The organism is Curtobacterium sp. BH-2-1-1 (genome assembly GCF_001806325.1).
In the GTDB taxonomy this organism is placed as follows: Bacteria; Actinomycetota; Actinomycetes; order Actinomycetales; family Microbacteriaceae; genus Curtobacterium.
The window spans coordinates 2,132,610-2,152,285 of sequence record NZ_CP017580.1 but is presented as its reverse complement, the minus strand read 5'-3'; the positions used below and the strand labels follow the sequence as shown (position 1 = coordinate 2,152,285).

The window sequence follows — 19,676 nt, the reverse complement described above, 5'->3', positions numbered from 1 at the left end:
AGTGGTTCGGTGCGCTCAGGAGGCGAGGACCTCGTCGAGGACGGTCGATGCCTTGTCCTCGTCGGTCTTCTCGGCCAGCGCCAGCTCGGAGATCAGGATCTGCCGCGCCTTGGCGAGCATCCGCTTCTCCCCCGCGGACAGGCCGCGGTCCTGATCGCGGCGCCAGAGGTCGCGGACGACCTCGGACACCTTGATGACGTCACCGGAAGCGAGCTTCTCGAGGTTCGCCTTGTAGCGACGCGACCAGTTCGTGGGCTCTTCGGTGAAGGGGGCACGCAGGACCTCGAACACCTTGTCGAGGCCTTCCTTGCCGATCACGTCACGGACTCCGACCAGGTCGACGTTGTCCGCCGGGACCTCGATCGTGAGGTCACCCTGGGTGACCCGCAGCTTCAGGTAGACCTTTTCCTCACCCTTGATGACGCGCGTCTTGACTTCAGAGATGGTTGCCGCCCCGTGATGGGGGTAGACGACGGTCTCGCCGACCTCGAATTGCATGTATCAGGCTCCGTTCCGAGACACCCAGTTTACCACAAGCGTTGTTCGGGTAAGGGGCGCCTAACAACTGGCACCCCCGCTGATCGGTAGGATGGTGCCGGACCGTCCGGTCCACAATCGTGATCTTCCGGAGGAATCTCTTGCGAGCTCGGGTACTCGTGTCCGTCGCCGTTGCGGCAACCATCGCGCTCGGCGCCACCGGCTGCGAGTTCATGTCGCCCGCACAGACGACGGAGATCAAGCAGATCACCGACGGCGTGAACGTGTCGACCGGCAAGGTGGACATCCGCAACGCGCTCCTCATCGCGGACGACGCCGACGGTGCCCGGTTCGTGGGCACGATCGTGAACAACGCCGAGCGGGACGACATCACCCTCTCGATCGAGGTCGGCGGGGACACCCAGACCGTCACGGTCCCGGCGAACACGCACATCGACCTCGGCGGCGCCGCGGAGCCCTCCGAGCAGGCCACCGCCTCGACGGAAGAGGGCGACGGCACCACGCAGGGCACGGCCGCCGGCGACTCGCGCGAGGTCGTCTTCGACGACGCCGACACCAAGCCCGGCTCGCTGGTCAAGGTCTACTTCTCGTACTCGGGCGCCGAGGGCGTCTCGGCGAGCGTCCCGGTGCTGACCAGCCAGCAGGAGGAGTACGCGACGCTCGCGCCGACCTCCTCGCCGGAGCCCACCAGCGAGATCACCCTCCCGGTCGAGACGCCCGCGGCCACGCCGACGGACGACACGACGCAGGACGCCGGCAACTAGCAGCAGACGCACGCACAGGAGGCGCGGTGCCGGTCCCAGGGACCGGCGCCGCGCCTCCTGTGCGTCAGCCGACCTCGCGTCAGCCCTCGATGCGGTAGCCGAGCCCGCGGACCGTCACCAGGATCTCCGGCGCGCTCGGCACGCGCTCGATCTTCGAGCGGATGCGCTTGATGTGCACGTCCAGGGTCTTCGTGTCGCCGAAGTAGTCGGAGCCCCACACCCGGTCGATGAGCTGCCCCCGGGTGAGCACGCGCCCGGCGTTGCGGAGCAGCAGCTCGAGGAGCTCGAACTCCTTGAGCGGCATCGGCGTCTCCGAGCCGTCCACCGCCACGGTGTGCCGCTCGACGTCCATCCGGATGCCACCGACCTGCAGGATCCCGCTGTCCGCGGGGTCGTCCTCGGTCCGGCGACGCAGGACCGCGCGGATGCGGGCGAGGAGCTCGCGGGTCGAGTACGGCTTCGTCACGTAGTCGTCCGCGCCGAGCTCCAGCCCGACGACGATGTCCACCTCGGAGTCCTTCGCGGTGAGCATGATGATCGGGATGTTCGAGCGCGTCCGGATCTGTCGGCAGACCTCGGTGCCGGAGAGTCCCGGCAGCATCAGGTCGAGCAGCACCAGGTCGGGGTTCTCCGCGTCGAACTTCGACAGCGCGGTCACGCCGTCCGCAGCGACGGAGGTGTCGTACCCCTCGCGCTGCAGCAGGAACTCCAGGGGCTCGCTCAGGGCCGGCTCGTCGTCGACGATGAGGATCTTGGTCACGATGGCTGCTCTTCCAGTTGCTCTTCGAGTGCTGTGGTCAGTTCTGGGTCCGCCTCGGGCAGGCGGATGGTGAAGGTCGAGCCCTTGCCGGGCTGCGACCAGACACGCACGTCCCCGCCGTGGTTGCCGACGACGTGCTTCACGATGGCGAGGCCGAGGCCGGTGCCGCCGGTGGCACGCGACCGGGCGGGGTCGACGCGGTAGAACCGCTCGAACACCCGATCGAGGTCGGCCTCGGGGATGCCGACGCCCTGGTCGGTCACCGCGATCTCGACGAAGCCCTTCGCGGACCGGACGCCCACGCCGACGCGGGTGTTGTCCGGGGAGTACTTGACCGCGTTGGCGATGAGGTTCGACACCGCGATCTGCAGCAGGGCGGGGTCGCCCATCACGCGGAGCTTCGACTTCTTCGCCCGCACGAGTTCGATGTCCCGGGCGCGGGCGACGATCTCGTTCGCGTCGACGGCGGCCTGCACGATTCGGTCGATCGACGTCTCCTCGCTGTTCTCCAGCGTGTCGACGGACTGCAGCCGCGAGAGTTCGATGATGTCCTTCGTCAGGGCGGCCAGCCGCTCCGACTCGGTGACGAGCTGCGCGGCGAACTTCCGCACGTGCTGGGGTTCGTCCGCGGCGGCGACGAGGGTCTCGGAGAGCAGGCCGATCGCGCCGATCGGGGTCTTCAGCTCGTGCGAGATGTTCGCGACGAAGTCCCGCCGGACCTCGTCGATGCGCCGGGTCTCGGTCAGGTCGTCGGCCGTGACGAGCACGTACCGGTTGCCGAGCTGCGCGGCGCGGAAGCTCAGGTAGCCGATCTGGTCACTGCCCCGGCCACGGGGCAGCTCGAGGTCCTCGGCGCCCATCTCCCCGCTCTTGCGTACACGGTCGACCAGGTCGACGAGCTCGCGGTGCACGAGCTTCCGCCGCACCACCAGCCCGACCGTCAGTGCCTGCGGCGAGGCGGCGACGACCGTGTTCGAGGGGTCGACCACCACGGCCGGGTTGTGCATCGTGGCGATGACCGCGGCGACGCCGTCGGGCAGGGTGCGTTCCGCCACGTCGGCAGCACGAGCCGTGCGCTCGGCGGTGATGATCAGCACCACGACGCCTGCTCCGAACACCCCGCCGAGGAGCATCGACAGTGGCACGAGCCACGCGTTGTCCATGCCGTCAGTGTAGGGATGGTCATGCGGGGTTCCGGTACCGTTCACCGTCTGCGGAAGGCCGGATCGCGAAGCGTTCAACCGCACGTCACCGTTCGTTCACCTGACGTGACGACACTCGACCGGTACGCAGAGAGAGGTACTCCCCCATGCGCGAAGTCTTCCAGCAGGAACTCCAGGACGTCCAGGAGCGACTGACCGAGATCGCCGGGCTCGTCGAGTCCGCCATCACCCGAGCCACGCAGTCGTTCAGCGAGTCCGACGTGTCCCTCGCCGAGGAGGTGATCGCCGACGACGTCAAGATCGACGAGGCGGCGAACAGCCTCGACGAGATCGCGATCGACATCCTCGCGCGTCAGGCCCCCGTCGCCCGCGACCTCCGCGTCGTGGTCACCGCCCTGCGCGTCAGCTCGTCGCTCGAGCGCATGGGCGACATGGCCGAGCACATCGCCCAGCTCACCCGGCAGCGCTTCCCCGAGAAGGTCGTGCCGAAGGGCCTCCGCGGCACCTTCAAGAAGATGGGCCAGCTCGACGTCGCGATGGCGCAGAAGCTCACGCGGCTGCTCGCCACCGAGGACATCGCCCTCGCCGGGGAGATCCGCGACGAGGACGACGCCATCGACGAGCTGCACGCGAGCGTGTTCGACTTCGTGCTCGGCGAGACCTGGAAGGGCGCGCCGATCGACACGGTCGACGCGACCCTGGCATCGCGCTACCACGAGCGCTTCGCGGACCACGCGGTCTCGATCGCCAAGAAGGTCGAGTACCTGGCGACGGGTGACTGGGCCGGCGCGTCCTCGGTGACGGTGTCGCCCGCCTGACCCGACGCTGCGTTCCGCTCGGCTCGCTGGGTTCTGACAGGATCGAGGCATGGCCCAGGTCGCGATCATCGTCAACGGCATGCCCGGTTCCGGCAAGAGCACCATCGGTGCCGCCCTCGCCGAGGTGCTCGGCTGCCCGTTCCTGTCGAAGGACCGGATCAAGGAGCCCCTCGCCGACCTGGTCGGCCCGATGATCGCGTCGCGTCCGCTCGGCGGCATCGCGATGGACACCATGTGGTCGATGGCGCAGGCCGTCGAGAACGGCGTCGTCCTCGACGCCGTCTGGCTGCCGTCGCGGGACCGCGGACTCCTGGAGGCGCGGCTCGCCTCCGCCGGGTCGCCGCGCGCTGTCGAGGTGTGGTGCGACGCGGACCGGGGCACCGCCGAGGAGCGGCTGCGCGACCGGTACGACCCGGGCACCGTGCCGGTGCGCCACGAGGTGCACGGGGACCTGGCCGACGTGCTCGCGTTCTGGGACGAGCACGGCGGCGCCGCCCAGCCGGTCGGTCTGCCGGGCGTCCCGGTGGTCCGCGTCGACACGACGAAGCCGTACGACGTCGGCGCCCTGGTGCAGGAGATCGCCTCCCACTTCGTGTGAACGCGCAGAACGCCCCGCCCGGTCAGTCCGGGCGGGGCGTTCGTGTGTGCAGCGCTGCGCTGCTACTTCTTGGCGCCCTGGGCGGCCACGGCGGCGGCTCCGGCCGCGGCGGCCTCGGGGTCGAGGTAGTACGCCGGCTTCGTCGGACGGAAGTCGTCGTCGAGCTCGTACACCAGCGGGATGCCGGTCGGGATGTTCAGGCCGGCGATGTCCTCGTCGGAGATCCCGTCGAGGTGCTTCACGAGCGCCCGGAGCGAGTTGCCGTGCGCCGTGACGAGGACGGTCTTGCCCGCACCGAGGTCCTTCGTGATGTCGGACTCCCAGTAGGGCAGCAGGCGGTCGATCACGAGCTTGAGCGACTCGGTGCGGGGCAGCTGGTCGCCGAGGTCGGCGTAGCGGCGGTCCCCGAACTGCGACCACTCGGCGTCGTCGGCGATGGGGGGCGGCGGCACGTCGAACGACCGGCGCCACTCCATGAACTGCTGCTCGCCGTACTGCTCGAGCGTCTGGGCCTTGTCCTTGCCCTGCAGGTCGCCGTAGTGGCGCTCGTTGAGGCGCCAGTCGCGCTTCACCGGCAGCCACGCCAGGTCGGCCTGGAGCAGCGCGATGTCGGCCGTCTGGATCGCACGGGTGAGGAGCGAGGTGTACAGGACGTCGGGGACGATGCCGGACTCGGCGATGAGGTCGCCGGCGCGCTTCGCCTCCTTCTCGCCCAGCTCGCTGAGCCGGACGTCGACCCAACCGGTGAACAGGTTCTTCTGGTTCCAGTCACTGTTGCCGTGACGGAGCAGGACGAGCGTGGAGGTCATGCCCCGAGTCTACCGAGCGCCGTGCAGCCGGTCCCCGGACCCGTACCCTGGTCGGCATGCCCATCGGGAACGTGACGCGCGGGACGACCGGGTACAACCGGCTCCGCCGCGTCGACCGGTGGATCGCCACGTTGCCGGCCCTCCGCCGGAGCGCCGACCCGCTCGTCGCCGACGTCGGGTACGGGGCCTCGCCGACGACGACGCTCGAACTCCGGGACCGCCTGGCCGCCGTCCGCCCCGACGTCGAGGTCACCGGCATCGAGATCGAGCCGGCACGGGTGGCCCTCGCGAACGCCGGCACGCGGGACGGGGTGACGTTCCGGCTCGGCGGGTTCGAGACACCGACACCGGGGAACCGCCGGCCCGCCGTGATCCGCGCCTTCAACGTGCTGCGGCAGTACGACGAGTCCGCGGTGGTGGAGTCCTGGCGGATCATGCAGGACCGCCTGCAACCGGGCGGCGCGCTCGTCGAGGGGACCTGCAACGAGGTCGGGCGGGTGGCCTCGTGGGTGACGCTCGACGACGTCGCACCACGCACCTTCACGGTGTCGCTCCGGCTGGCGGGGCTCGACGTCCCCTCGGTCGTGGCCGAACGGCTGCCGAAGGCCCTCATCCACCGGAACGTTCCCGGCGAGCGGGTGCACGCGTTCCTCGGCGACCTCGACCTGGCGTGGGCGGTCGCGGCGCCGCTCGGCACGTACGGCCCCCGGCAGCGGTGGATCGCGACGGTCCGGGGCATGCGGGACCGGGGGTGGCCGGTGCTGCACGGGGTGACGCGGTGGCGGCTCGGCGAGCTCAGCGTCCCGTGGGCCGCGGTGGCCCCGGCCTGACCGGCGCCGCGGGACCCCGAGACTCGGCCGGGCGGACAGTTTCGTGGCCCTTATGGCGCGAACGTGTCCGCGGAGCCGAGTCTCGGGGCCGGGGGCCGGGCGCCGGGCGCCGGGGCCGCGCGCCGGCGAACCGCGCGGGCTACGAGCGGCGGACGGCGCCGAGGCGGGGCAGCCGCGGGACGTCGGCGGTGGCGCCGGCCCCTGGCGGCACGATGACCTCTTGCGTGGCGGACACGACCACGTCGTCGGCGCTGAGCGTCAGCGTGGCGGCGGGGTCGAGGGAACGCTTCACGACCGCGAGCCCGATCGGCCCGAGCTCGTGGTGGATGCCCGACGCCGTCAGCCGCCCGACCTCCTTCTCGCCGGAGACGACCGGCGTCCCCGGGGCCGGCAGCACGCCGTCCGACCCGTCGAGGTGCAGCATGACGACCCGGCGCGGCGGGTGTCCGAGGTTGTGGACCTTGGCCACGGTCTCCTGCCCCCGGTAGCACCCCTTCGACAGGTGCACGGCGGAGCGGAGCCAGTCGAGCTCGTGCGGGATCGTGCGCTCGTCGACGTCGGACAGTGAGGGTCGCCAGGCGGCGATGCGCAGGGCCTCGTACGCGAGGAGTCCCGCGACGGGCTCGTCCGACGCGGCGATCGCGCCCGCGGTGCCGGGGGTGACCACGGCGATGCGGAGGGTCCAGTCGGAGGCGGGGTGCGCCTCCTGGTCGGCGTAGCCCCACCCGCCGGGCGTGACGGACGCCCACGGGTCGACCCACTCGGCGACCGGGGTCTCGGGCAGGTCGGTCGACGCGAACGGCGCGGACTCGCCGAACCAGCCGATCGTGGCGAAGTCCGCCGAACGGTCGGCGACCTCGACGCGCAGCATGAACCGCATCGAGTCGAGCCAGGCAGCGAGCGGTGCCGCGTCGGCGGGCTCGGTCAGCAGCCACGCCACCGACCCGTCGTCGACGACGCGCGCCGCGTGCTCGACGCGACCGGACTGGTCGAGCACGAGCGTCTCGGTGCTCACGCCGGCGGCGAGCCCGGTGAGGAGCTGCGAGGTGATCGAATTGAGCCACGACAGACGGTCCGGGCCGGTGACGGTGACGACACCGAGGCCGAGTTCGACGACGGCACGGCCGCGGGCGAGCAGACGCTGCTCGCCGAGCGGGTTGCCGAAGTGCGCGGCGGGGCCGGAGTCCGTCGCCACGAAGCCGGCGCGGCCGGCGAAGGCGGACATCAGTCGACCTTCGCGAGCTGCCCCGAGGCGTGCGAGGTCAGCTCCTTGCCGAGTGCGGCGATGTCCCACGCCCAGAAGAGCTTGCCCTCGACCAGGCCGTAGAGCCGGGTCGCCGCGGAGTAGTCCTTGGCGTTCGGCGAGCGCATCACGGCGTCGGTCGCGAGGTCGATGCGGCCCTTGCGGACCCGCCCGACGTAGAGCTCGTTGACGCCGGTGGGGTGGATGATCGCCGCTTCGACGTCGAAGCCGTCCGTGGTGTTCCGCAGCGCCTCGACGCTCTCGACGGTGCCGAACGGCGTCGGCCCCTCGCCGAGGAGCATCGCCGGGCCGCGGTCACCGGGCTCGGACGGACGGTCGATCCGCCAGTAGCCCATCTCGGCCGCGAGCGGGGTGTGCTCCTCGTCGAGCAGCCACGTCGTGGAGGAGTAGTTGAGGTAGGGCAGACCGTCGTGGCTGAAGCTCACGCGCTGGCCGAACTCGTACTTCCGGGGTTCGTCCTCGTCACCGACGGGGTACTCGACCACACCGGTGCCCTCCCAGACGCCGACGAGCCACGACAGCGGGACGAGTTCGGGCGCGAGGCCCTCCGGCAGTTCGATCAACGCTGACCCTTGAACAGCTTCACGACGACGGTCACCGAGACGAACGCGATCGCGAGCGACGCGAGGCCGAGCAGGCCCACGTAGAAGAGCTCGAGCGCAAGCAGCGAATCCATGGCTGGAGTCTACGCGTCACGCCTGACGACGCCAGGCGGACGGCGGCGCGTCAACGCACCAGCAGGACCACCGCGGTGACGAGCACGACGACGAACGCCCCGGACGACGCGATGCTGATCCGCTCGACCAGCCCGTCCTTCGTCGCGGTGATGAGCTGCAGCACGAAGCTGACCAGCACGCAGAGCACGAACACGAGCAGCAGCCACGCGAACGAGTCCTTGTCGGTGAGGGTGAGGACGAGCACGGCGCCGACGACCGCGAGCAGCCAGACCGGCAGCACGGACGTCAGCCGGAGGCGGCGCTGGTCGGTGGGCTGCACAGGCTCGGTCACGCGCCCCATCATGACAGGGCCGCGTGCCGAAGGTGCCCGGAACGCGTCCCCGACCGTCCGGCCGGGAGGGATGCTTCCCGAGCATCACTAGGATGTGTGCACGACTCCCCCACGCCCTGGAGGTCCTGTGGCCCAGCTCCTGGTACTCACCTCAGCCGCGCCCGGCGACGTCCTGCCGAGCCTCGGACTGCTGAGCCACCGGATCCGCCACGTCCCCGCCGAGGCCGCACAGCTGGTCAACGCCCCGCAGAGCGACCTCATGTTCGTGGACGCCCGGACGGACCTGGCGAGCGCCAAGGCCCTGTGCAAGATCCTCGCGACGAGCGGCTCGACGACGCCGATCATCCTGGTCGTCACCGAGGGTGGTCTGACCGCGGTCAACAGCGAGTGGAACGTCGACGACGTCGTGCTCGAGACCGCCGGCCCGGCCGAGGTCGACGCCCGCATCCGGCTCACGGCCGGTCGCGCGTCGAAGAACCAGACCGGGTCGAAGATCCAGGCGTCCGGTGTCGTCATCGACGAGGCCAGCTACTCGGCGAAGGTCCGCGGTCGACCGCTCGACCTCACCTTCAAGGAGTTCGAGCTCCTCCGCTTCTTCGCCACGCACCCCTCGCGGGTCTTCACCCGCGAGCAGCTCCTCAGCGAGGTGTGGGGCTACGACTACTTCGGCGGCACCCGCACGGTCGACGTGCACGTGCGGCGCCTCCGCGCGAAGCTCGGCGACCTCGAGTCCCTCATCGGCACGGTCCGCAACGTCGGGTACCGCTTCAACGTCTACGACGACGAGGCCGACCGGCTCGCGGGCCAGTAGTGGTCGACCTGTCGCGCTTCGTCGTCCCGGGCGAAGCACCGCCGTTCTCCGACCAGACCCTGGTCGACGTGCGCGCCGGCCGCGCGACCGTGCTCGGCGACGAGCGCGGGGTCGCCGTGGTCCGTGACGGCGAGCTGGAACTCGTGGTCGCCCAGGAGGCGCGGGGCCACGGTCTCGGCACCGCCCTCGCCCGGCAGGCGCTCGCCCCGGGCGGCGGGGCCGCTCCCGTGGACGGGCCGGCCCCTCGGCTCGCGTGGGCGCACGGGGACCACCCCGCTGCCCGAGCACTCGCGGCCCGCTTCGGCTGGACGGCGGTCCGCACGCTCCTGCAGCTCCGCGCCCCGATCGCGTCCGTCGCCCCCGACCCCGCGGTGCCGGCCGGCTGGTCCCTGTCGTCGTTCCGGACGGGCGACCCCGCCGACGAGGCCGACTGGCTGGCGCTCAACGCCGCCGCCTTCGCGCACCACCCGGAACAGGGCCGGATGACGCTCGACGACCTGCGCGCCCGCGAGGCCGACGACTGGTTCTCCGGCGACGACCTGCTCCTGCTCCGCGACGACCCCGGGGACCTCGCCGGGTCGTGCTGGCTCAAGGTCGAGGGCGACACCGGCGAGTTCTACGCCGTGGCCGTCCGACCCGACCTGCAGGGCCGGGGACTCGGCGGCGTCCTGATGCGCGCGGGGACGGCACGCCTGACCGGCCGGGGCCTCTCCGCCGCGGCGCTCTACGTCGAGGGCGACAACGCCCCGGCGCTGGCCCTGTACCGCCGATCCGGGTTCGAGCAGCACGCGATCGACGTCCAGTACGCGGCCGGCTGACGCTCCTCCACACGGCGTCGTTCACCGCCCGTTTCCACAGCGTCCACGTGCGGCCCTCCTGGCGCAGGGGGCGGGTGGCAGGATGTGGGCATGGACACCGAACCGCAGCTCGACGGCGACTCCGTCGCACCGGACCTCGACGACTTCGACGAGGTCGTCGAGATCGAGCACGAGTCGCTGCCCACCGACCGCTACTTCGACCGTGAACTCAGCTGGCTCCGGTTCAACCAGCGCGTGCTCGAACTCGGCGAGGACCGCACGCAGCCGCTCCTCGAACGGGCGAACTTCCTGGCGATCTTCGCGTCCAACCTCGACGAGTTCTTCATGGTCCGGGTCGCCGGCCTGAAGCGCCGCATCGACACCGGCATCGCCGTGCCGACCAACGTCGGTCGCGCACCGAGCGACGTGCTGCGCGACATCGCGACGAAGGCGCACGAGCTGCAGGACCGCCACGCGCAGGCGTTCATCGGGTCGCTCAAGCCGGACCTCGACGCCGCTGGAATCCACATCGAGCACTGGTCCGACCTCGACGAGGCCGACCGGCTCCGGATGCGCGAGTACTTCAACGAGCAGATCTTCCCGGTGCTCATGCCGCTCGCGGTCGACCCGGCGCACCCCTTCCCGTACATCTCCGGGTTGTCGCTCAACCTCGCGGTGCGCGTGCGCAACCCGAAGTCGCAGCGGCAGGAGTTCGCGCGCCTCAAGGTCCCGCAGAACTTCTCGCGGTTCATCAAGCTGCCGGACGACGACTCCGGGCTGCTCCGCTTCATCCCGCTCGAAGACCTCATCGCGAACCACCTCGACGACCTCTTCCCGGGGATGGAGGTCCTCGAGCACCACGTGTTCCGGGTCACCCGCAACGAGGACGTCGAGATCGAGGAGGACGAGGCCGAGAACCTCATCCAGGCCCTCGAGCGCGAGCTGCTCCGTCGTCGGTTCGGGCCGCCCATCCGTCTCGAGATCACCGAGGACATGGACCCGGTGACGCTCGACCTGCTCGTGCGCGAACTCGACATCACCGAGCAGGAGGTGTTCCGCCTGCCGTCGCCGCTCGACCTCGGCGGCCTGTTCGAGATCGCCAAGATCGCCCGCCCGGACCTGCACTACCCGAAGCACGTGCCGACGACCCCGGTGCAGTTCCAGCCGGGCGAACCGAACACGAAGCCGGACCTCTTCCGCGCGATCGCGGCGAAGGACGTCCTCGTGCACCACCCGTACGAGTCCTTCGCGACCAGTGTGCAGGCGTTCCTCGAGCAGGCCGCGGCCGACCCGAACGTGCTCGCGATCAAGCAGACGCTCTACCGCACCTCGGGCGACAGCCCCATCGTCGAGGCGCTCATCGACGCCGCGGCCGCGGGCAAGCAGGTGCTCGCACTCGTCGAGATCAAGGCGCGCTTCGACGAGCAGAACAACATCACGTGGGCTCGCAAGCTCGAGAAGGCCGGCGTGCACGTGGTCTACGGCCTGGTCGGGCTGAAGACGCACTCGAAGCTCGTGCTCGTCATCCGGCAGGAGGGCGGCACGCTCAAGCACTACAGCCACATCGGGACGGGCAACTACAACCCGAAGACCTCGCGCATCTACGAGGACATGGGGCTCTTCACGTCGGACGACACCGTGGGCAAGGACCTCACGCGCCTGTTCAACGAGCTGTCGGGCTACGCGATCGAGAAGAAGTTCAAGCGCCTGCTCGTCGCGCCGCTGCACCTGCGGAAGGGCTTGCTCAAGCGCATCACGACCGAGGCGGACAACGCCCGTGCCGGCAAGCCCTCGGGGATCCGCATCAAGGTCAACTCGATGGTGGACGAGCAGATCATCGACGCGCTGTACCTGGCGAGCCAGGCCGGTGTGCCGATCGACGTCTGGGTCCGCGGCATCTGCTCGCTCAAGCCCGGCATGGAAGGCGTCAGCGACACCATCCGGGTGCGCAGCGTGGTCGGCCGGTACCTCGAGCACTCGCGGGCGTTCGCGTTCCACAACGACGGCGACCCGGCCGTGTTCATCGGCTCGGCGGACATGATGCACCGCAACCTCGACCGCCGCGTCGAGGCGCTCGTCCGGCTGTCCGACCCCGGACACGTGAACGAGGTCCACGAGATGTTCGACCTCGCCATGGCGGACACGACGAGCTCGTGGCACCTCGAGTCGGACGGCGAGTGGACGCGCCACTCGACGGACGAGGACGGCCGACCGCTCGATGACGTGCAGAATGTCCTCATGCGGAAGATCTCGGCGCGGAAGCGCTCCACTCGGTGAGCGGCGGCTCCTCAGGGCCGGTCGTCGCTGCAGGTGCCGTCGTCTGGCGTGAACAGGACGGCGTCCCGCTCGTGCTGCTCATCCACCGCGACCACCACAAGGACGTCTCGTTCCCGAAGGGCAAGGTCGACCCGGGCGAGAGCGTCCCGACGACCGCCGTGCGGGAGATCGACGAGGAGACCGGCTACCGCGTGCACCTCGGCGCTCCGCTGGGCACGGCCGAGTACGTCCTGCCGAGCGGCCGCGACAAGGTGGTGCACTACTGGTCCGCCCGCGTCCCCGCGAAGGAGTACGAGCGCGCCGGCAAGTTCCGCCCGAACGACGAGGTCGCCTCGGTCGAGTGGGTCACGCTCGACGACGCCCGGCACCGACTGACGTACGAGCGCGACGTCGCGATCCTCGACCGGTTCGCCGACCGCGTCGCCGCCGGGGAACACCGCACCTTCGCCCTCATCGCCCTCCGGCACGCCAAGACGGTCCCCGGCTCGGAGTGGAACGGACCGGACGCCACCCGTCCGCTCCTGCCCGTCGGCCGGTCGCAGGCGAAGTCGGTCGCGTCACCGGTGGCCGCCTTCGGTCCGAAGAAGATCGTCAGCAGCACCGCCGCCCGGTGCCTCGCGACGGTCGAACCGCTCTCCGACCGGACGCACCTCGGGGTCTCGAGCACGCCGGACATCAGCCAGGACGCCCACGACCGGGGTGCCGCCGACGTCAAGGGCGTCGTGCAGAAGCGCCTCGACAAGGCGAAGACGACGGTCCTGTGCTCGCACGGGCCCGTGCTGCCGGACATCATCGCCCGCATCGCGACCGCGACGGCCGACGAGTCCGGACGGTTCGACCTCCGCCGTGCCGCGATGCTCTCGGTCGGCGACTTCTCGGTGCTGCACATCGCCGGCGGCAGGCTCGTGGCCGTCGAGACGCACCGCAACCCCGTCTCGGCGTAGGCCGAGCGCCCGGGCCGAGCCGCGCCTCCAGGCCCCTGCGGTGTGCATGCACACGCATGCGCCCGCGCACGGCGCGGCGTTCCCGATCCTGCACCCGCGCGCGCTCCGACGCACGGCGCCCCGTCCAGGACAACCCCTCGTTCACCTCCCGTTCACCAGGGCGGGTGATCCCCGTCACCTCGCGTCCCTACAGTCGCTCCCGGGTCAGCACCGGCCCACGGGACCAGCAGCGGTCCCACCTGCACTGACATTCCCGAAGGGACCCCTGTGAACATCAAGCGAATCGGTACGGTCGCGGCAATCGCGATCGCCGGCGCGGTCGTGCTCTCCTCGTGCGCGGCGAACGAGGACGCGGGCAACACGCCCTCGTCCAGCTCGAGCTCCGGCACCGACTACTCGAAGCTCTCGGGCACGCTGACCGGCTCGGGTTCGTCCGCCCAGCAGACGGCCGAGGCCACCTGGGCCGCTGGTTTCCAGAACGTCGCCTCCGGCGTGACGGTCAACTACTCGCCCGACGGTTCGGGCGCCGGCCGCAAGAACTTCATCTCGGGTGCTGCCGACTTCGCCGGCTCCGACGCCGCGCTGAAGGACGAGGAGCTCGCGGGCTCGTTCGCCCTGTGCGCCGCGGACTCGAAGGCCATCGACATCCCGGTCTACATCTCTCCGATCGCCATCGCCTACAAGGTCGACGGCGTCAAGGACCTCACGCTCGACGCGAAGACCATCGCGGGCATCTTCTCGGGCAAGATCACGAAGTGGAACGACTCGCAGATCGCCGACCTGAACAAGGACGCGACCCTGCCGGACGCGAACATCACGGTCGTGCACCGCTCCGACGACTCGGGCACCACGCAGAACTTCTCCGAGTACGTCGCGGCGAACGCCAAGGACGTCTGGACCGAGGCCCCCAGCCAGACCTTCCCGTACCAGGTCGGCGACAGCGCGAAGGGCACCTCGGGTGTGGCCTCGGCCATGGCCAGCGCCTCGAACGCCATCACCTACATCGACGACTCCGGCGCCGGTGACCTCGACAAGGCGAAGCTCATGGTCGGCGACAAGGCCACCGAGATCTCCGCCGAGGGTGCTGCCAAGGTCGTCGCGGACTCCGAGACGGTCTCCGGCCGCGCGGACAACGACCTCGCGATCGACATCAACCGCACCGACACGGCCGAGAACGCCTGGCCGCTGGTGCTCGTCTCCTACGCGATCGCCTGCCAGGAGTACAAGGACGCCGACAAGGGCAAGCTCGTGAAGGGCTACCTCGACTACGTCGTCTCGAAGGACGCGCAGGACGCCGCCGCGAAGGAGGCCAAGTCGGCCGCCCTCTCGACCGACCTCGCCGAGAAGGCCGCGAAGGCCGTCGCCTCCATCAAGTAAGACACCCTGAGCGCCCGGACGCCGGTCCCACCCACCTGACCGGCGTCCGGGCCCTCGCCGGTCCGCTCCACGCTCCGAGCGGACCGCGCACCACCGGACACCCCCGACCCGTCGCCTCCCCCGGCGTTCCTCCGACAGGAGTCCCATGACGACCGCACCGGCCCAGCCAGTGGCCCCCGTCACCCCCAAGCCGAAGCCCGTCGTCCGCATCGGCGACCGCGTCTTCTCCGCCGCGTCGGTCATCGCCGGCGGGCTCATCCTCTTCGTGCTGGTGCTCGTCGCCGCCTTCCTGGTCTGGCAGAGCATCCCGGCGTTCTCCGCGAAGGTCGGCGAGCTGCCGAACAGCGCCACGAACTTCTGGGACTACGTCGGCCCCCTCGTCTTCGGCACCGTCTGGTCCGCGCTCATCGCGCTCGTGATCGCCGTGCCGCTCTCGCTCGGGATCGCGCTCTTCATCTCGCACTACGCCCCGCGCCGGATCTCGCCGGTGCTCGGCTACGTGATCGACCTGCTGGCCGCGGTGCCGTCGGTCGTCTACGGCCTCTGGGGCATCGTGGTGCTGGCACAGTTCGTGAAGCCGTTCTACGTCTTCCTGAACACCTACTTCGGCTGGATCCCGCTGTTCTCCGGGCAGGTGTCCGGCACGGGTCGCACGATCCTGACCGCATCGATCGTCCTCGCCGTCATGGCGATCCCGATCATGACCGCGGTCATGCGCGAGATCTTCCTGCAGGCACCGCGCCTCAACGAGGAAGCGGCCCTGGCCCTCGGCGCGACCCGGTGGGAGATGATCCGCCTGTCGGTCCTGCCGTTCGCCAAGTCCGGCATCGTGTCCGCGATCATGCTCGGCCTCGGTCGTGCGCTCGGCGAGACGATGGCGATCGCGCTGGTGCTGTCGGTGTCGACGAACGTCACCTTCCAGATGCTCACGTCGCTGAACCCCTCGACGATCGCGGCGAACATCGCCCTGCAGTTCGCCGAGGCGTCCGGCACGGCCCTGAACGCGCTCATCGCGTCGGGTCTGATCCTCTTCGTCATCACCCTGGTCATCAACATGCTCGCGCGGTACATCGTCCGCAAGCGAGTGAGCTGAGAGGTACGACCCGATGTCCCTCGCCATCCGTCAGTCCGGCGTCGCCGGCAACGTCTACGCCAACGGCAAGCTGCACAAGTCCGTGCCGTGGCTGCTCCTCGTCGGCTCCTGGGTCGCGCTGATCCTCGTCTTCGCCCTGCTCAACGCCGGCGGCGCGGTCAAGGACTTCAACGTCGTCGCGGCGCTCTTCCTCGGCACGGTCCTGTTCGACGTCCTCATCGTCGTCGTCTCGCGGATCGTCGAGGGTGGTCGCAAGGCCGTCGACCGGCTCATCACCTCGCTCGTCATCACGGCGTTCGTGATCGCGGTCCTGCCGCTCGTCTCCCTGCTCTACACGGTGCTCGCGGACGGCCTCGCCCGCTTCGACGTGGAGTTCTTCTCGTACTCGATGCGCGGCGTCATCTCCGAGGGCGGCGGCGCACTGCACGCCCTCATCGGCACGCTCGAGATCACGCTGTTCGCGGCCCTGATCTCGGTGCCGATCGGGCTGCTCACGTCGATCTACCTCGTCGAGTACGGCACGGGCGCCCTCGCCAAGGGCATCACGTTCTTCGTCGACGTCATGACGGGCATCCCCTCCATCGTCGCCGGCCTCTTCGCGTACTCGCTCTTCGCGCTGTTCCTCGGCCCGGGAGCCCGCTTCGGCCTCGTCGGCTCGGTGGCGCTGTCGGTGCTGATGATCCCGATCGTCGTGCGCTCCACCGAAGAGGTCCTGAAGATCGTGCCGATGGAGCTCCGCGAGGCCTCGTACGCCCTCGGCGTCCCGAAGTACCTCACGATCCTCAAGGTCGTGCTCCCCACGTCGCTCGCCGGCATCACCACCGGCGTCATGCTCTCGATCGCCCGCGTCATCGGCGAGACCGCCCCGCTGCTGGTCACCGCCGGGTTCACGGCGAGCATGAACTACGACCTGTTCAAGAACCCGATGATGACCCTGCCGGTGTTCGCGTACACGCAGTACTCGCAGCAGGGCGCCAACCCGGTGCCGTTCGTCGACCGGGCCTGGACGGCAGCCCTCCTGCTCATCCTCATCGTGATGCTGCTGAACCTGCTCGCCCGCTTCATCACCCGCCTCTTCGCCCCCAAGCTCTCGCGCTGACGCGCGGATCCACCCACCCCGAAGGAACACAGTGTCCAAGCGCATCGAGGTCGACGGCCTCAACGTCTACTACTCGAAGTTCAAGGCGGTCGAGGGCGTCGACATGACGATCGAGCCCCGCACCGTGACCGCGTTCATCGGTCCGTCCGGCTGCGGCAAGTCCACCTTCCTCCGCACGCTGAACCGCATGCACGAGGTCATCCCGGGCGCCTACGTCGAGGGCTCGGTCAAGATCGACGGCGACGACCTGTACGGCGCGGGCGTCGACCCGGTGCTCGTCCGTCGCCAGGTCGGCATGGTGTTCCAGCGTCCGAACCCGTTCCCGACGATGTCCATCAAGGACAACGTGCTCGCGGGCGTGAAGCTCAACAACAAGCGCCTCTCCCGCTCCGAGTCGGACGACGTCGTCGAGCGGTCCCTGCAGGGCGCGAACCTCTGGAACGAGGTCAAGGACCGCCTCGACAAGCCCGGCATGGGGCTGTCCGGCGGCCAGCAGCAGCGCCTCTGCATCGCCCGGGCGATCGCGGTGCAGCCGGACGTGCTCCTCATGGACGAGCCGTGCTCGGCGCTCGACCCGATCTCGACCCTCGCGATCGAGGACCTCATCGAGGAGCTGAAGAAGGAGTACACGATCGTCATCGTGACCCACAACATGCAGCAGGCCTCGCGCGTCAGCGACAAGACGGCGTTCTTCAACATCGCCGGCACCGGTGCCCCCGGCAAGCTCATCGAGTTCGACGACACCGCGACGATGTTCTCGAACCCGTCCGTGCAGGCCACCGAGGACTACGTCTCCGGCCGCTTCGGGTGATCGTCGTCCGCCCGTCGCGCTGACGGTCGACCAGGAGGCCCGGTGCACGTCCGCCACGGAAGCGCACCGGGCCTTCCGGCGTGCGCGGGGCGCGGGGCGCCGGCCACTCGTGCGCGGGCATGTTCCGACGTTCCACCAGTCGATCGACCGCTGGAACGTCGAACGATGCGCACGCAGACGGTGCGGGTGCATGTGTCGACGTTGCACGTGTCGATCGACGAGCACGATGTCGGAACATGCACGGGCAAGAACCGCCCGCGCACGACCGCCCACGCCCCCGCCGCGCGACCACCACCCGCGGGCACGACGAACTCCCCGCCCGCGGACCGTGCCACGCGAGCGGGGAGACGTGCGAACCAGTGCCCGGGTCAGGCCGAGGTGGTCGGGACCGCCATGATCGGCGTCGTCGTCGGCTGGTCCGAGCCACCGGCGGGCTCCACCGTCATGCCGATCGTCGCACCGTGCGACAGCGACCCCTTGAGGACCGCCGAGTGCACCCCGGAGGACACCCCGTCCATCAGGCCGGCAGCGTTGATCTTGCCGCCGGTGCCCTCTGAGCCGATGTACCAGAGTTCGTAGGTCTTGCCCTCCGGAGCCGCGGGGACCCCGTCGAGGATGACCGCGGACTTGCCGACCTCGTTCGACCAGACGACCGTGGCCGTCCCGCCACCCGCGACCTTGGCGGTGCTGCGCTGGAAGTCCGACGCGGCGTAGATCCGGTCGAGTCCGCCGGACGCTTGGGTCGTGCCCGGGCCGGGCTCGTTCGAGGGCGTGAAGGACGTGCCGACGCCGAGTCCGACGCCGAGGAAGACCACGGCGACGGCGGCTGCGGCGGAGAGTGCCGCTGCCGGACGCTGGAACCAGCGACGGCGAGCCTTCTCCGAAGCCGCACCACCGGCGGACGTGAGGTCCGTGGCGGGGGCGAACCGCGCCTCCTGGCCGGCATCGCCGGCCGGCGCGTCAGCAACCGGAGCGGTCGTGGCAGCAGGCTCGGACCGCGAGGCCACCGGAGCAGCCTGCGGGGTCGATGCGATCTGGGCCATCAGCGACGCCTTGAGCGACGAGGGCGGCTCGATCGGGGTGACGGCGTAGGCGAGCTGCAGCGCGGTCTCGCGCAGCGAGTCGGTCTCGGCCTGCAGCTCCGGAGAAGTGGAGAGCGCCGAGTCGAGCAGTGCCCGCTCGTCCTCCGACAGCGCGTCGAGGGCGTGTGAACCCGTCAGCAGTGCGGGGTCGTCGTGTCGTTCGGTCATGATGTCACCCCCATCTCGTCGCGGAGTCTGATCATCCCGTCACGGAGACGGGTCTTGACGGTGCCGATCGGGACACCGAGGTGGTCGGCCATCTCGCTGTGCGAGTAGCCGCCGTAGTACGCGAGTTGGACTGCCTGGCGCTGGAACTCGGTGAGCTTCGCGAGCGCCCGGCTGACGCGTTCGTGTTCGATCCGGATCTCGACCGACTCGGAGACCTGGTCGAAGCCGGCCTCGAAGTCGCGGATGCCGATCTTCGTGTCACGGTCGTGCGAGGACTGCGATGCCCGCACCCGGTCGACCGCTCGGCGGTGGGCCATGGTGAGGATCCAGCTCGCTGCGGTGCCGCGCTTGCGGTCGTAGCGGGTGGCTTGCTGCCAGACCTCGAGGAAGACCTCTTGTGTGACCTCTTCCGACTGTGCGCGGTCCCGGAGGAGCCTGGTCACGAGGCCGAGCACGCGGCCCGAGAGCACGTCGTACAGGTCGGAGAAGGCTGCCTGGTCGCCGGTCGCCACGCGGGTGAGGAGGTCGTCTGGGGACGCCTGAGCCGGCTCGGTCGAGCTCCAGCTCTCGGTGTCACTGTCCACGATGGCAAGCATTGCAGGTTTCTCTCCTCTCGGTTGCGATCTGGCTGTGAGTCCTGTCCGACCACGCGTTCGGGTCTCGTGGTCGGGACAGTGGTGCAGGACAGCACGAGGGCCCGCGTGA

General features: G+C 70.0%; 21 protein-coding genes. 12 read left to right on the top strand and 9 right to left on the bottom strand.

Annotated elements, in window-relative coordinates; genetic code table 11:
* Positions 1–15: 15 nt before the first annotated feature.
* A complete protein-coding gene (locus BJK06_RS10235) occupies positions 16–498 on the bottom strand; it encodes a CarD family transcriptional regulator (RefSeq protein ID WP_017888066.1) in 483 nt (160 codons plus the stop codon).
* A 158-nt stretch (positions 499–656) separates the two neighbouring features.
* On the opposite strand from BJK06_RS10235, the gene BJK06_RS10230 reads away from it, so the two are divergent.
* Positions 657–1,262 (top strand): hypothetical protein, encoded by a 606-nt coding sequence (locus BJK06_RS10230; RefSeq protein ID WP_070417802.1) that lies wholly within the window; start codon positions 657–659, stop codon positions 1,260–1,262.
* A 79-nt stretch (positions 1,263–1,341) separates the two neighbouring features.
* On the opposite strand, the gene BJK06_RS10225 is transcribed toward BJK06_RS10230, so the two are convergent.
* Together BJK06_RS10225 and BJK06_RS10220 are read right to left on the bottom strand one after the other, a co-directional pair.
* Positions 1,342–2,022, bottom strand: a complete 681-nt coding sequence (locus tag BJK06_RS10225) for a response regulator transcription factor (RefSeq protein WP_022906624.1) — start codon at positions 2,020–2,022, stop codon at positions 1,342–1,344.
* A complete protein-coding gene (locus BJK06_RS10220) occupies positions 2,019–3,185 on the bottom strand; it encodes a cell wall metabolism sensor histidine kinase WalK (protein ID WP_070417801.1) in 1,167 nt (388 codons plus the stop codon). Before BJK06_RS10220 ends, BJK06_RS10225 begins: the two co-directional genes overlap by 4 nt.
* 146 nt (positions 3,186–3,331) lie before the next feature.
* On the opposite strand from BJK06_RS10220, the gene phoU reads away from it, so the two are divergent.
* A complete protein-coding gene (gene phoU, locus BJK06_RS10215; protein ID WP_070417800.1) occupies positions 3,332–4,003 on the top strand; it encodes a phosphate signaling complex protein PhoU in 672 nt (223 codons plus the stop codon).
* A gap of 49 nt (positions 4,004–4,052) precedes the next feature.
* The gene (locus BJK06_RS10210; RefSeq protein WP_070417799.1) at positions 4,053–4,601 is read left to right on the top strand and encodes an AAA family ATPase; all 549 of its coding nucleotides are present in this window, start codon (positions 4,053–4,055) and stop codon (positions 4,599–4,601) included.
* A 62-nt stretch (positions 4,602–4,663) separates the two neighbouring features.
* On the opposite strand, the gene BJK06_RS10205 is transcribed toward BJK06_RS10210, so the two are convergent.
* On the bottom strand, positions 4,664–5,410 hold the full coding sequence (locus BJK06_RS10205; RefSeq protein WP_070417798.1) for a phosphoglyceromutase: 747 nt from the start codon (positions 5,408–5,410) through the stop codon (positions 4,664–4,666).
* A gap of 56 nt (positions 5,411–5,466) precedes the next feature.
* Between BJK06_RS10205 and BJK06_RS10200 the strand changes: the two genes are divergently transcribed.
* Positions 5,467–6,240, top strand: a complete 774-nt coding sequence (locus BJK06_RS10200) for a methylase (RefSeq protein WP_070417797.1) — start codon at positions 5,467–5,469, stop codon at positions 6,238–6,240.
* 139 nt (positions 6,241–6,379) lie between these two features.
* Here BJK06_RS10200 and BJK06_RS10195 read toward each other — a convergent pair whose 3' ends face one another.
* From BJK06_RS10195 to BJK06_RS10185, 3 genes are all read right to left on the bottom strand, one after another.
* Positions 6,380–7,465 (bottom strand): folate-binding protein YgfZ, encoded by a 1,086-nt coding sequence (locus BJK06_RS10195; protein ID WP_070417796.1) that lies wholly within the window; start codon positions 7,463–7,465, stop codon positions 6,380–6,382.
* Positions 7,465–8,067, bottom strand: coding sequence for an FABP family protein (locus BJK06_RS10190; protein WP_070417795.1), 603 nt, complete (start codon positions 8,065–8,067; stop codon positions 7,465–7,467). Before BJK06_RS10190 ends, BJK06_RS10195 begins: the two co-directional genes overlap by 1 nt.
* A gap of 163 nt (positions 8,068–8,230) precedes the next feature.
* Positions 8,231–8,512, bottom strand: a complete 282-nt coding sequence (locus tag BJK06_RS10185) for a hypothetical protein (RefSeq protein WP_083403399.1) — start codon at positions 8,510–8,512, stop codon at positions 8,231–8,233.
* 127 nt (positions 8,513–8,639) lie between these two features.
* Between BJK06_RS10185 and BJK06_RS10180 the strand changes: the two genes are divergently transcribed.
* The 8 genes from BJK06_RS10180 (at position 8,640) to pstB (ending at position 17,721) form a co-directional block, all read left to right on the top strand.
* Positions 8,640–9,323 (top strand): winged helix-turn-helix domain-containing protein, encoded by a 684-nt coding sequence (locus BJK06_RS10180; protein ID WP_022906634.1) that lies wholly within the window; start codon positions 8,640–8,642, stop codon positions 9,321–9,323.
* Positions 9,323–10,141: a mycothiol synthase gene (gene mshD / locus BJK06_RS10175; RefSeq protein ID WP_070417794.1), complete on the top strand. Its 819-nt coding sequence runs from the start codon at positions 9,323–9,325 to the stop codon at positions 10,139–10,141. Before BJK06_RS10180 ends, mshD begins: the two co-directional genes overlap by 1 nt.
* A gap of 90 nt (positions 10,142–10,231) precedes the next feature.
* The gene (locus tag BJK06_RS10170; protein ID WP_070417793.1) at positions 10,232–12,397 is read left to right on the top strand and encodes an RNA degradosome polyphosphate kinase; all 2,166 of its coding nucleotides are present in this window, start codon (positions 10,232–10,234) and stop codon (positions 12,395–12,397) included.
* Positions 12,394–13,341 carry an NUDIX hydrolase gene (locus BJK06_RS10165; protein ID WP_070417792.1) on the top strand — a complete coding sequence of 316 codons (948 nt, stop codon included), beginning with the start codon at positions 12,394–12,396 and terminating at the stop codon, positions 13,339–13,341. Before BJK06_RS10170 ends, BJK06_RS10165 begins: the two co-directional genes overlap by 4 nt.
* A 267-nt stretch (positions 13,342–13,608) precedes the next feature.
* Positions 13,609–14,718, top strand: a complete 1,110-nt coding sequence (locus BJK06_RS10160; RefSeq protein WP_070417791.1) for a phosphate ABC transporter substrate-binding protein PstS — start codon at positions 13,609–13,611, stop codon at positions 14,716–14,718.
* Between the two features lie 145 nt (positions 14,719–14,863).
* Positions 14,864–15,811, top strand: a complete 948-nt coding sequence (pstC, locus tag BJK06_RS10155) for a phosphate ABC transporter permease subunit PstC (protein ID WP_070417790.1) — start codon at positions 14,864–14,866, stop codon at positions 15,809–15,811.
* Positions 15,812–15,824: 13 nt separating this feature from the next.
* Positions 15,825–16,910: a phosphate ABC transporter permease PstA gene (pstA, locus tag BJK06_RS10150; RefSeq protein WP_070417789.1), complete on the top strand. Its 1,086-nt coding sequence runs from the start codon at positions 15,825–15,827 to the stop codon at positions 16,908–16,910.
* A 31-nt stretch (positions 16,911–16,941) separates the two neighbouring features.
* Positions 16,942–17,721: a phosphate ABC transporter ATP-binding protein PstB gene (pstB, locus tag BJK06_RS10145; RefSeq protein WP_070417788.1), complete on the top strand. Its 780-nt coding sequence runs from the start codon at positions 16,942–16,944 to the stop codon at positions 17,719–17,721.
* Between the two features lie 368 nt (positions 17,722–18,089).
* On the opposite strand, the gene BJK06_RS10140 is transcribed toward pstB, so the two are convergent.
* The gene (locus tag BJK06_RS10140; protein ID WP_070417787.1) at positions 18,090–18,971 is read right to left on the bottom strand and encodes an anti-sigma factor domain-containing protein; all 882 of its coding nucleotides are present in this window, start codon (positions 18,969–18,971) and stop codon (positions 18,090–18,092) included.
* Positions 18,968–19,567 (bottom strand): ECF RNA polymerase sigma factor SigK, encoded by a 600-nt coding sequence (sigK, locus tag BJK06_RS10135; RefSeq protein ID WP_070417786.1) that lies wholly within the window; start codon positions 19,565–19,567, stop codon positions 18,968–18,970. Before sigK ends, BJK06_RS10140 begins: the two co-directional genes overlap by 4 nt.
* Positions 19,568–19,676 lie beyond the last annotated feature (109 nt).

Excerpts from the sequence above, each read along its gene's own strand:
- BJK06_RS10235 (WP_017888066.1), bottom strand. The coding sequence starts at position 498 with ATGCAATTCGAGGTCGGCGAGACCGTCGTCTACCCCCATCACGGGGCG.
- BJK06_RS10220 (WP_070417801.1), bottom strand. The coding sequence starts at position 3,185 with ATGGACAACGCGTGGCTCGTGCCACTGTCGATGCTCCTCGGCGGGGTG.
- phoU (WP_070417800.1), top strand. The coding sequence starts at position 3,332 with ATGCGCGAAGTCTTCCAGCAGGAACTCCAGGACGTCCAGGAGCGACTG.
- BJK06_RS10210 (WP_070417799.1), top strand. The coding sequence starts at position 4,053 with ATGGCCCAGGTCGCGATCATCGTCAACGGCATGCCCGGTTCCGGCAAG.
- BJK06_RS10205 (WP_070417798.1), bottom strand. The coding sequence starts at position 5,410 with ATGACCTCCACGCTCGTCCTGCTCCGTCACGGCAACAGTGACTGGAAC.
- BJK06_RS10200 (WP_070417797.1), top strand. The coding sequence starts at position 5,467 with ATGCCCATCGGGAACGTGACGCGCGGGACGACCGGGTACAACCGGCTC.
- BJK06_RS10195 (WP_070417796.1), bottom strand. The coding sequence starts at position 7,465 with ATGTCCGCCTTCGCCGGCCGCGCCGGCTTCGTGGCGACGGACTCCGGC.
- BJK06_RS10170 (WP_070417793.1), top strand. The coding sequence starts at position 10,232 with ATGGACACCGAACCGCAGCTCGACGGCGACTCCGTCGCACCGGACCTC.
- pstC (WP_070417790.1), top strand. The coding sequence starts at position 14,864 with ATGACGACCGCACCGGCCCAGCCAGTGGCCCCCGTCACCCCCAAGCCG.
- pstA (WP_070417789.1), top strand. The coding sequence starts at position 15,825 with ATGTCCCTCGCCATCCGTCAGTCCGGCGTCGCCGGCAACGTCTACGCC.
- BJK06_RS10140 (WP_070417787.1), bottom strand. The coding sequence starts at position 18,971 with ATGACCGAACGACACGACGACCCCGCACTGCTGACGGGTTCACACGCC.
- sigK (WP_070417786.1), bottom strand. The coding sequence starts at position 19,567 with ATGCTTGCCATCGTGGACAGTGACACCGAGAGCTGGAGCTCGACCGAG.